The organism is Paenibacillus sp. FSL K6-2524 (assembly GCF_038005525.1).
Classification (GTDB): domain Bacteria; phylum Bacillota; class Bacilli; order Paenibacillales; family Paenibacillaceae; genus Fontibacillus; species Fontibacillus anaericanus.
Genome location: NZ_JBBOSP010000001.1, coordinates 3,128,440 through 3,140,372 on the forward strand (window position 1 = coordinate 3,128,440; position 11,933 = coordinate 3,140,372).

Below are 11,933 nucleotides of genomic sequence, written 5' to 3' on the forward strand. Positions count from 1 at the left end.
AATCTAACTAGTTACATCAGATAACACATTATAATCCATAGGAGAGAATCGTACCATAATAAAAGAGATACTAAGTCTCTAAACCGCTATCAATATGATCGAACAAGTATTCAGAAGACTTTTAAGCTAGTAACTAAAGGGGGATTGTGAATAGAGTTTGGAATAAGAGGGAATCCTATTTTATAACTTTTGGATTTTTGGGGAAGGGTTGAAAAGATTGGATTTTTTCGAAAGTAAAGAATCGTTAACAAACATGGAATGGATCTTAAGAGGCATTGTTGGTTTTGTCTTTTTACTCCTTGTAGCTAAACTGATGGGGCAGCGTTCCATTTCTCAATTAAGGTTTCTCGACTTCATTATAGCGTTGACCCTTGGAAATATTATAGCTCACCCTCTTTCCGATGAGGAATTAGGATTAAAAGGATCCATGATCACTACCATTGTACTAATCGTGTTATATGTAACAGCGACGTGGTTGAGTCTGAAAATTCCAATTTTCAAACGATATCTTGATCCATTACCTATTACTCTCATCAAAAACGGACTCATTCAGTTTGATAACCTATCTAAAGCAAGGATATCTATTGATTTTTTATTCTCTGAGCTTAGAAAGGAAAAAGTAGAGGACATACAAAAGGTATCCCTTGCAGTTTGGGAGCCAGGTGGAACAATATCCGTGTTCATGGATACTCAATACCAACCGGTTACTCCGGCAGATATGAAATTAAAAACCCAACCATTTTCTATCTCAAGGCCGATCATCATAGATGGAATAATCGATATGTCTCTTCTTCGGGAAATTGGAAAAGATCTTGAATGGCTTAATATCAAATTAGCACGCACAAACGCGGATATCAGCGATGTGATGTTAGCAACAGTTAACGAAAATGAAAACGTACGGATCTATTTAAAACAAACGAAGAGAAGGGGAGCTCCGTTTTGATTAAAGCTTAAAATCTATTGAGAATCTCATGCTATTCAAATACTTCTAAGAAACAAAGGCTAATATACAATCCGACCTCTCTATTCCGAATACATTAGAGTATCGTAAAAGAGAGGAGTGAAAACTTATCAGAACCTTTAGAGCTTTCTTAAATGGACGCAACGAGGTACCACCTGTGAAAACTATTGCAACGGGGAATGCGGTTTTTAAGCTAAGTGCTAACGGCACTCAACTAAGATTCCAATTTGTCGTCAATAATATCAATCAGATTACTCAAACTCATATCCATCTTGGACGTAGGGGGAAAAACGGTCCCGTTGTCGCTTTTTTGTTCGGACCGAGTAAATTCGGCATTTCAGTAAAACGTGGCGTTGTGAGGGGGGTCCTGAACAAAAGCGATCTGGTTGGTCCTCTACAAGGAAAAACTATCCTTGATTTAGTCCGGGAGATCGAAAGAGGCAACACTTACGTCAACGTGCATACCGTGCAGCATCCGGACGGTGAAATTCGGGGACAAATCGTCAAATAATTGAAAGATATCGATACAAAAGAGGACATTATACCCCATTTACGGATTGGGTTACGATAGAAAGAAAATTGGGTCATAAAATGTTGACATAAAATAATCTAAATAAAGAAGCTGACACTGGTAATCAACCGGCATCAGCTTCTTTATTTTTAGGCTCGATGATCAAATTCGTGTATCCACCTATATCGATAACATTGAAATCACTATATAAGATAAATTCCGTATCTCCGCCGCGCCAAGTAAAATTAGGCCAATAGTATGAGGGATCCGGAATAGAATAAATTGATTAGACAAGAGTAAAATGATGATTTATAATGACACTTATTAAATCAATTTAATAAGTAAAGAGGAAGGACATACAACCATGACTACAAAATCAGAAAAACAAAAAATGTTGGATGGAGAGTTGTATTTAGCCTCAGATCCACAATTGTCGCAGGAAAATAAACACGCAAGAAAATTGACACGTTTGTATAACCAAACTACAGAAGAAGAAAGTGAGCTTCGAATCAAAATATTAAAGGAACTTTTCGGATCGACGGGTGAATTCCTGAGCGTGGAGCCAAATTTTCGTTGTGATTATGGGTACAACATCCATGTTGGAGATAAATTCTTTGCTAACTATGACTGTACAATCCTGGATGTATGCGAAGTGCGTATTGGAGATAATTGTATGTTGGCTCCTGGTGTACATATCTACACGGCTACACATCCGCTGAATCCTTTCGAACGTATAGCTGGGCCTGAGTATGGCAAACCCGTAACCATTGGAAATAACGTATGGATTGGTGGGAGAGCAGTGATTAATCCAGGGGTCACCATTGGAGACAATGTTGTTATTGCTTCAGGAGCGGTTGTGACCAAGGATGTTCCAGATAATATGATTGTTGGTGGAAATCCGGCGCAAATAATTAGAGCTATCGAACTTTAAGAGGAGGAAAAGAAGAGGTTATGGCAACTTGGTTTCTTATTATTATATATCTAGCGTTTATTAGTCTAGGGCTTCCGGATTCTCTACTTGGCTCGGCTTGGCCAGTAATGTGGCCTGAAATTGGAGCTTCTTTTGGATCAGCCGGAATCTTGTCTATGGTCGTTGCTGGAGGCACTATCGTATCCAGTCTGGCAAGTGGAAGTATCACTCACAAAATAGGAGCAGGCAAGATTACGCTCATTAGCTGCTGCTTGACCGCAGGTGCATTACTTGGATATTCGTTTGCACCTTCATTAGTATGGCTTATTATCTTTGCCATTCCGCTTGGTCTTGGAGCGGGTGCTGTTGATGCAACACTCAATAATTATGTGGCAGAGCATTATAAGGCACATCATATGAATTGGTTGCATTGTTTTTGGGGTGTTGGTGCAACAGCAGGACCCATTATTATGTCTTATTATATTGCAGACCAGAACTCTTGGAGAAGCGGTTACGCTACCGTAGCGTTGATCCAGTTCGGACTTGTTATTATATTGTTTATTACACTACCCTTATGGAAACGTGTTGCTTCAATAAGAGAAGCCGACTTAACTCAAACCAAACCGGACGACAACCAAATGGATAGTATTTCTGTAGAGGATGGGAAGAAACCCGCGCAAAAAGTGCTAAAGATTAAAGGTGTTAAACACTCGCTAGTTGCATTTTTATTTTATTGTGGTGTAGAGGCTACGGTAGGATTGTGGGGAGCTAGCTATTTGGTAGGGGCAAGAGACATAACAGCTGGAACCGCTGCCGTGTGGATATCCTTATACTACGGTGGAATTACGATAGGCAGGCTAGTTACTGGCTTCGTGACTCTTAAAATAAGAAATCGTGTCCTAATCCTGATCGGTCAGCTTACGGCTATACTGGGTGGAGTCATTTTGGTTCTTCCGTTACCCATCCCGTTTTCATTAGCCGGATTAATTCTTATTGGTTTAGGACTTGCGCCAATCTATCCTGGACTTCTTCATGAAACTCCAACTCGGTTTGGTAGAGAAAATTCCGCCAAGTTGATGGGATATCAAATGGCATTGGCTTACACAGGAACGACATTTCTTCCTCCCATTTTTGGGATGTTAGCTTCACAAATCAGTATTCGTGTATTTCCGATTATCGTACTTATTTTCCTTCTATGTATGATTTTAAGTTCAGAGAGAGTGAACCGAATTTTGAAGAAAAGGGTTTTAAAAGGATAACCTAATGATATCAACGCATTCTATTAGCATTAATTTGATTTCAAGGCCGTATTTTACGGTTACCGTTGGTAACCCCGAAATACGGGCTTTTTTCGTTTTTAACAGGTTAAAATAACCGTTTTATTTAGATACGCGTGTTCTATTTCTTGTCGGTTTTTCGTATTTTAAGAGGTAATTGCAAATAAATGTGGAAGTTAATTCTTATCAAAACTATAAGTGAGAGGTAGAAGATGAATCAAATAACAGAGTCCTATGTAGACAGTCTGGCACTGAATAGCAATGCAATTAAGAATGGTAAGGATTTAGTCAAGAAGGACAAATTGTCCAAGTTATGCAGCTCCCCTGATCAGACCTTTATGTTTGGCGAGTGTAAAGGGAGTGGAAGTACTCCATATATCTGTTCCGTTGACTTCATTAAAGCAGATGCCCCGGTATTCCGTTGTTCTTGTCCTAGTCGGCAGTTTCCCTGCAAACACAATTTAGGATTAATGTATGCCTATACAATGGGCAAACCGTTTGAAACCACAGACATTCCTCAAGATATTGTGGACAAAAGGGAGAACGCCGAGAAGCGTGAAGAGAAGAAAAAAGAAGCGGTTAGCGGGGACAATGTAAATGTAAAGAAACGTAAACCGAATAAAGCAGCTTTGGTGAAAAAAGTAACTGCTCAACTAGAAGGAATCGGCATATTGGAGAAACTGATTCTAAAGCTTATCCAGTCTGGACTCGGCAGCATTGACAAAAAGATGATTCAAACGTTGGAAGAGCAGGCGAAGCAACTGGGTAACTATTATATCCCTGGTGCACAGACAGCATTACGAGAAATGCTCTTGCTGCTAAAGTCCGACGTTGACAGAGAAACAACCTATTCTCTTGCGATGGAACATTTGAATATCCTTTATTCACTTGTGAAGAAAAGCAAGGACTACCTACAGAGCAAAATAGATAATCCAGATCCAGAGGTAATGATGGATACTGACTCCACACTCGAAGAATGGATCGGGCACGCCTGGCAATTGGTAGAGTTACGAGAGTGTGGCCGGGTTCAAGCAGATGCCGAACTTCGGCAGTTGTTCTTCCGCTCTTATACGGATGAAGCCCGGGGTGAGTATGTCGACGAAGGATGTTGGATGGAGCTTCTAACCGGTAACCTTCGCATGACACGCACATTCCGACCTTACCGTACATCTAAATTTATCCGGGAGGAAGACTCCTTCTATGATGTGCTAAAAGTCAAAGAACTCTTCATCTATCCTGGAGATTTGAATCCCCGCGTGCGTTGGGAAGATGCGACGATCCAGCAGCCAGAGGAGCTGGATTATGATAGAATGCGATCGCATGCATGTAAATCTATCCCCGAGGCGGTCAAACAGGTTAAAAATCAGATCAAAACCCCGCTCGCTGATAAACATCCGGTTTTGCTTTTAGAATATGCGGATATAGCATTCGATGAGGCAGGATTCCTGCTTGTAGATAAACAGGGTAAGCAGCTACGACTTGCAGATATATCGTGGCTGAATCATCCGACAACACCCTTACTATCGTGGATAAACCAACAGTATGTTAGTAATCACGCAATGTTGGTGATGTTTGAGCATGACTTGGAACGTAATCAATTATTGGCTCAGCCGTTAAGCATCATTACAAGTGATAATATAATTCGTTTGTTGTACTGATTAACAAGATTAGGAGACATGTTTATGAGCATAAATATACTGTTTGAACTGCAGCATGAGCTGCGCCGGCTGTACATTGCGGGAAGTGGTATGGCGGAAGGAGATTTGAGACTCGCTAAAATAGTACCACAGCTGGAGAAATTGGGAGAAAACGCTCCCATATTCAATAGATTTGCACAAGCTGTAAATGAGCTTATAACGTCGGAAAGAACGGATGCAGCATCAAAGCTGCTGGAACTAGGTACGCTACTGCATTCCGTTCTATACACACAGGGTAAGACAGAAGGTGCTGGAGAAGTATCTCCTTTGGTTGGTACGAACATCAAAGCGGATACCTCTTTTCCTTACCGGAAGATTGCTCCTTTGATCGAAGCATTAACACAAAAGGGTCAAGGCAGACTGGAGCAGATCCACCAAGCATATAATGAAGGATTGTTCCACGACTTCCGTGTGATTTCCGCGGCAGTAACTGCTCTGGATGACAGTTACGCAGAAATTCCAGAGTTTCTTTTTCACAAAGTGATTTCCCAGTATGGAACCGATGCTCTTCCTATGCTGAAACAGCAGTTTCAGTTGCAAGGAGGCAAAGGACACGCTCGCAGACTTCAGTTAATTCACAATATAGAGGGAAAAATTGAAATTGATCTGTATCTCCAAGCTGCGACTATAGGATCTGTCGAAGTTCGTACCGCCGGTATTGAGATACTGGGAGAATATCCGGAACAGGAACAGTTCTTGCTAGACCAGGCCGGTGATAAGAAGAAAGAAATTCGGCGAGCTGCTTTGAACGCTTTATCCAAGCTTGGTTCGGATAAAGCACAGGACTGTCTGTTCGAAGCTTTGACATCCAAGGATCATGAATTGGCAGCTGAGCCGATCCGGCTGTGCGGATCGGATAACTTGATCCATCGTGTCATCCGTCATACTGAAGATGTGCTTGATGGAGTTCTTGCAGGCACGGAGAAAGACGAGCCAGAACAACGCCTCATTTCATACATGACAAGTATGGAAGAGTCTTCATCGAACGAACTGTTTGACCTGCTGCAGAAGATCCTATCCGTTCCCGCTGAGAGAACAGCTGAGCTGGATCGATTACAAGAAGTGGCTGTGCAAATGCTCTTGAATCTCGGCCATTCGGAGGCTTATGCATTCACCGCTGGGCTGCAGCAGGCATATAACCGCAGATTTATTGGTTATAGCTTCCGTGCAGCGGTATACAGTCTTCCACCGGAAGAGGTATACGAGAGGTACGCTCCCGAGTTACACAATAAACGAACTTCGGCTGCGAAGGAACTACTGCGAACGCTGGGGATGATTACGGCAGATATCACGGATCAGATGAGCGGTAATTCTTCCAAAGAAACATGGGACCCAAGATGGGTTCATTTATTGATAAAACTGGATGAGAAAGAGCTTGTCACCCGGTTCGCATTTCATTCCGATGCTGCAGTCATCTCGTATCTTTCCAAGCAGTGTGCTGCTCATCCGAAATTCCAGGATTATGTTACGGTCGATATGCTGCTGGCGCTCTTCAAACTCAGTGATGATCATGTACCAGAAATGGTGATGGATATTTTGGAGCGAGATAAAACGAGTCACTTTTATTACTTAAACCGTGCTCAGACAGCGCTTCTATCTCAACTACCTCCCGTCTATGCGGATAGACTGCGACAGTTCGCTGAAACAATTAGGTACGAGAGTGTCAAACAACAGGTGTTGGATATCGCGGATCGTGTAGTAGCAAACAATCTTAATTGAGTAGGGAGAGGAACGCGGAAGATGACAAGGGATAATGATCAGAATGTGTTAAGGCTTCCTTCGGAAAAATTGTACAGTGAGGAACTAGAAGCGTTGAAAAAAACGGATAAGGACCCAAAGCCTGCGGGTTGGCAGCTTTCACCTAAGGCTGTTCTTACTTACATAACCGGAGGTAAGGCGGGAGATAAGGAAATAACACCTAAATATATAGGAAATAAAAGACTGGTTGAGATAGCGATAGCCACGCTACTAACTGATAGGGCTTTATTGCTCATTGGTGAGCCAGGAACAGCCAAATCGTGGCTGTCTGAGAATCTAACAGCCGCCATTCATGGCGATTCTTCTAAGGTCATCCAAGGTACGGCCGGTACAACGGAAGAGCAGATCCGATATTCCTGGAATTATGCCATGTTGCTAGCGCAGGGTCCATCGGATCAGGCTCTGATCAAGAGTCCTATTTTTCGCGCAATGGAAACCGGAGGGATTGCCCGGTTTGAAGAAATTTCTCGCTGCGCGTCTGAAGTGCAAGATGCACTCATTTCCATTTTATCTGAGAAGACGGTGTCTATTCCCGAACTTGGCCTTGAGGTGCCAGCAGCACGGGGATTTTCGATCATTGCCACGGCGAATACACGCGACCGTGGGGTGAACGAAATGTCTGCAGCGCTCAAACGGCGGTTCAACATTATCGTACTGCCAGCGCCAGCGGATATTGAAACTGAGATTGATATCGTACGCAAGCGTGTGAGTGAAATATCAGCGAATTACGCTTTGACAGCATCCATGCCTGAAGATGAGGTAGTGCGTAAGGTTGTCACTATTTTCCGTGAACTTCGCAGTGGTATGACGATGGATGGCAAGGAAAAGGTGAAACCGACAAGCAGTGTTATTTCAACGGCAGAAGCCATTTCACTGTTGACCGGAAGTATGGCGCTGGCAGCCAGTTTTGGCAGCGGGACCATCCAGGAGGAAGATATCGCTGCAGGACTGCAGGGAGCCATCGTGAAAGATGAAGAGAAGGACCGTCTTGTATGGAAAGAATATTTGGACAATGTGATGAAGAAGCGAGGATCGTCATGGCGGAGCCTGTACAACGCTTGTTCGGAGATGAACGGATGAACGACCGGCAGCCATTCCATGTTTTCGGGATCCGGCACTTATCTCCTGCTGGCGCTTATCATTTACGCGCTTTTCTAGCAGAGAAGAAGCCGACCGCCGTTCTTGTGGAAGGTCCGGGAGATGCCAGCGAATATATTTCACAGTTGGTTGCCCGCAATGTGGTACCTCCTGTTGCCCTTTTGGCTTATACGGATCAGTTGCCGGTACGGACACTTTTGTATCCCTATGCGGTATATTCCCCTGAGTATCAGGCTTTCCTTTGGTCAGAACAGAACGGTGTCCATGCTGAGTTTATCGATTTACCTTCAGATATTTCGCTGTCTTTGTATGAAATGCGAAGAGAGGGATTAAACGGTAGTTCAAACAATGATCCAGGTAATGAAGACGAAAATGACATAGACAATGACTCTGTACACAATGCTAACAACGGAGAAGAAGAGGTCCTCCCGGCAGGTGGCGACATCCGTAGCTATGCGAGAAGGCAGCATGACCTGTATGAGCAAATCGCCGCTCTTGCGGGGGAGTCGGATTATGAGTCATATTGGGAACGTTATTTCGAACATGAAACGGGCGGGGAGACTTATCGTGAGGCGATACATCATTATTCCGCACAAATGAGGGAAATGACGGAACAACATGAATGGGAACTTGCACCAGCGGAAGCTGCGTATAACGAAATTCGTGAAGCCTATATGCGTCGCGGAATCAATGAGGTTCTGGATGCTGGACATGATCCGGATAAAGTCGTTGTTGTGACAGGAGCACATCATGTATCCGCTTTGCGGGCGGATTTGCCTTCCATGAGCGACGCGCAGTTGGCAAACCTTCCGCGGAGTGCTACCAAAATTACACTCATGCCATACTCCTATTACAAGCTGTCAACACAGTCAGGTTATGGGGCGGGAAATCATGCGCCCGCCTATTATGAACTGTTCTGGAGATGTCTGCAGCGTAATGAACTTAACAAGCTGTCTTCGCTATATCTCACTCATGTAGTCACTCATATGCGTAAGCATGGAACGTATCGTTCAACCGCGTCGGTTATTGAGGGGGTTAGGCTAGCTGAGGCGCTTGCCTCGCTGCATAACGGTAGGTTTCCAACGTGGAAGGACCTGCGGGATGCGGTGATGATAAGTCTCGGTAACGGCGAGCTGTCCACTGTCGCTGAGGCTTTGGCCCGGACCGATATAGGTACAGTAATTGGTAGTCTTCCAGATGGCGTAAGTCAGACACCGGTCCAGGATGACTTAAAGCGTGAATTGAAACGGCTCAAGTTGGAGAAGTACAAATCAGTGGTTGCCACTGACCTCGCACTTGATCTGCGTGAGAATCATCGGGTCAAGTCAGATAACGCGGCGTTCCTTGACTTGAACCGTTCTGTATTACTTCATCGGCTTGAGCTTATGGGTATCAGTTTTGCCAGGAAACAAAGAAGCCGACAAGATTCCGCCACGTGGGCAGAACAATGGGTGCTCCAGTGGACTCCGGAGGCTGAAATTCAGACGGTGGAATCCACATTAAAAGGGGAGACCGTCGAGTTAGCGGCTGCCTTTGTACTACATGAAAAATTGCTTGAGTGCACCAGTATAGTGGAAGCATCACAAATTATCCGTATCGCTTGCGATTGCGACCTATCTTCCATCATGGAGGAGGCTAGAATGACGCTGCAGCGACTGGCTGTCGATGTGGGTAATTTCTCCGAGATAGCCACTTCAGCTTATGAGCTGTCCGTATTGATTCAATACGGCTCGATACGCCTCATTGAGACGGGGACATTGATCCCGCTTCTTCAGCAATTATTTCTACGCGGAGCACTGTTGCTAGTGGACACTGCATTATGCAGTGAAGAAGCGGCTAAGAACAATATAAGTGCAATAAATGCATTGCATACGATTGCTCAAGAGCATTTTGAGGTGGTTGACGATCAATTATGGCGTCAGAAACTAGAAGAACTATCCTCGCGTGATGACCGGAACGCTAGGATGTCGGGTTATGCTTTCGCCATATTGCTCGAACGAAATGAAGTGTCAGAGAACCAATGTGCACAAGAGGTATCTAGGCGGCTATCTCCTGGTATTCCTGCTGATCTTGGTGCAGGCTGGTTTGAAGGCTTGGCTTTGAGAAACCGATATGCTTTACTATCCCGTATCTTTCTGTGGAAGCAGCTCGATGAGTATATTCATTCACTTGAGCATGATCAATTTCAACGTTCCTTGGTGTTTTTACGCAGGGCATTCAGCACTTTTGAGCCAAGGGAAAAGGCATCTATAGCAGAACTGATGGGCGATCTGTGGGGAAGCGGAGCGTTGGAGACAGGGGAATTGCTTCAGCAGCCGCTTAGTGAGGAAGAAAAGGAGAAAATCGATGAACTCAATGATTTCGATTTTGGGGATTTGTAAGTTATGACGATGAATCATGAGGAGCAGGTAAAAAGATGGAGGTTGATTCTTGGGGCAGATGCTGAGCCGAAGCTACAATCCTATGGAACAACTATCGGCCCTCTGCTCGATGAGGAATCAAGGTTAATGGATGAAGCGCTGGCAGCTATTTATGATGGAACATCTGGGTTAAGTGGTATGGATTCTAGCGGTTCAGGATCCGCCGGGGGCCGAAAGTCAGCAAGCTTGGGGGCATCTTCCCCCAAGCTCGCCAAATGGCTCGGTGATATCCGGTCATTTTTCCCGCCAGATGTTGTATCTATTATTCAGGCAGATGCCATTGAACGGAAGGGGTTAACTCAGCTCCTGTTCGAACCTGAACTACTGTCTCAAGTGAAGCCTGATATCCAGATGGTGGCGACATTGATGTCATTAAAAGGACATATTCCTGAGAAGACAAAAGATACAGCGCGGCAACTCGTAAAAGCGGTGGTAGAGGAAATAACCAAACGACTCGCCGATGATATGCGCCGGGCTGTAACGGGGGCATTGAATCGGAGGCAACACTCGCCGCTACCGTCAGCTTCTGGACTCGACTGGAATACGACCATCCGTAAAAATTTGAAACATTATAATATGGACCGACAGCTACTCATACCGGAAAAGGTTTACTTTTTCGACCGAGCGCGCAGAAGTAAGGAGTGGACCGTCATTCTGGATATTGACCAAAGCGGCTCCATGGCGAATTCTGTTATCTATGCATCGATTGTGGGTTCGATTTTTGCCAGCATGCCTTCTTTAGACACTAAAGTCATCGTATTTGATACGGAAGTCGTTGACCTTAGCGAGCAGTGTGCCGAGGATCCGGTTGACATGTTATTCGGCGTACAGCTTGGTGGTGGAACAGACATTAACAAATCGGTAGCTTACTGTGAACAGTTTATTGCAGAACCAAAAAAGACTATTTTCATTCTCGTTTCTGACCTATACGAGGGAGGTAATCGATCTGAACTGCTACGCAGAATGGCAGAGTTGCAGCAAGCAGGAGTGAAGGCAGTTTGTCTGCTCGCTCTATCAGATCAAGGAATACCAAGTTACGATGATGCTGTAGCTAAGAAGTTGGCGTCCTTTGGCATTCCATGTTTCGGTTGCTCGCCAGATCGGCTTCCTGAATTAATTGAAGGAGCATTGAAGGGATTAGACCTAAATGAGATGGCAAATCGGATAGGCGAAGCGAAAAACCTATAAACAAGGTAGCTTAACAGCCCGGAATATTCCATCGGAGTCACTTGGAATTTCCGGGCTATGTAATTTACAACGACTGTCCATTTGGATGAATAATCCTGCTTTGGATGTACATA

Annotated in this window: 9 protein-coding genes; all 9 read left to right on the forward strand. The window is 44.3% G+C overall.

Features of this window, described 5'->3' with window-relative positions; all coding sequences use genetic code 11:
- The first annotated feature begins 217 nt into the window (after positions 1 to 217).
- The 9 genes from NST85_RS14205 (at position 218) to NST85_RS14245 (ending at position 11,820) form a co-directional block, all read left to right on the forward strand.
- On the forward strand, positions 218 to 943 hold the full coding sequence (locus tag NST85_RS14205; protein ID WP_127191302.1) for a DUF421 domain-containing protein: 726 nt from the start codon (positions 218 to 220) through the stop codon (positions 941 to 943).
- 127 nt (positions 944 to 1,070) lie between these two features.
- Positions 1,071 to 1,472: a CHRD domain-containing protein gene (locus NST85_RS14210; protein ID WP_341191113.1), complete on the forward strand. Its 402-nt coding sequence runs from the start codon at positions 1,071 to 1,073 to the stop codon at positions 1,470 to 1,472.
- A 364-nt stretch (positions 1,473 to 1,836) separates the two neighbouring features.
- Positions 1,837 to 2,403, forward strand: coding sequence for a maltose acetyltransferase domain-containing protein (locus NST85_RS14215; protein WP_127191300.1), 567 nt, complete (start codon positions 1,837 to 1,839; stop codon positions 2,401 to 2,403).
- Positions 2,404 to 2,423: 20 nt separating this feature from the next.
- Positions 2,424 to 3,641, forward strand: a complete 1,218-nt coding sequence (locus NST85_RS14220) for an MFS transporter (RefSeq protein ID WP_127191299.1) — start codon at positions 2,424 to 2,426, stop codon at positions 3,639 to 3,641.
- Positions 3,642 to 3,871: 230 nt separating this feature from the next.
- Complete coding sequence (locus tag NST85_RS14225; protein ID WP_341189625.1) at positions 3,872 to 5,317, forward strand: SWIM zinc finger family protein; 1,446 nt, start codon at positions 3,872 to 3,874, stop codon at positions 5,315 to 5,317.
- A gap of 24 nt (positions 5,318 to 5,341) precedes the next feature.
- Positions 5,342 to 7,075, forward strand: coding sequence for a HEAT repeat domain-containing protein (locus NST85_RS14230; protein WP_341189626.1), 1,734 nt, complete (start codon positions 5,342 to 5,344; stop codon positions 7,073 to 7,075).
- A 21-nt stretch (positions 7,076 to 7,096) separates the two neighbouring features.
- Positions 7,097 to 8,194: an AAA family ATPase gene (locus NST85_RS14235; protein ID WP_127191296.1), complete on the forward strand. Its 1,098-nt coding sequence runs from the start codon at positions 7,097 to 7,099 to the stop codon at positions 8,192 to 8,194.
- Complete coding sequence (locus NST85_RS14240; RefSeq protein WP_341191114.1) at positions 8,191 to 10,593, forward strand: DUF5682 family protein; 2,403 nt, start codon at positions 8,191 to 8,193, stop codon at positions 10,591 to 10,593. The genes NST85_RS14235 and NST85_RS14240 overlap by 4 nt, the downstream gene beginning before the upstream one ends.
- A gap of 3 nt (positions 10,594 to 10,596) precedes the next feature.
- Positions 10,597 to 11,820, forward strand: coding sequence for a VWA domain-containing protein (locus tag NST85_RS14245; RefSeq protein WP_127191295.1), 1,224 nt, complete (start codon positions 10,597 to 10,599; stop codon positions 11,818 to 11,820).
- The last annotated feature ends 113 nt before the right edge of the window (positions 11,821 to 11,933 follow it).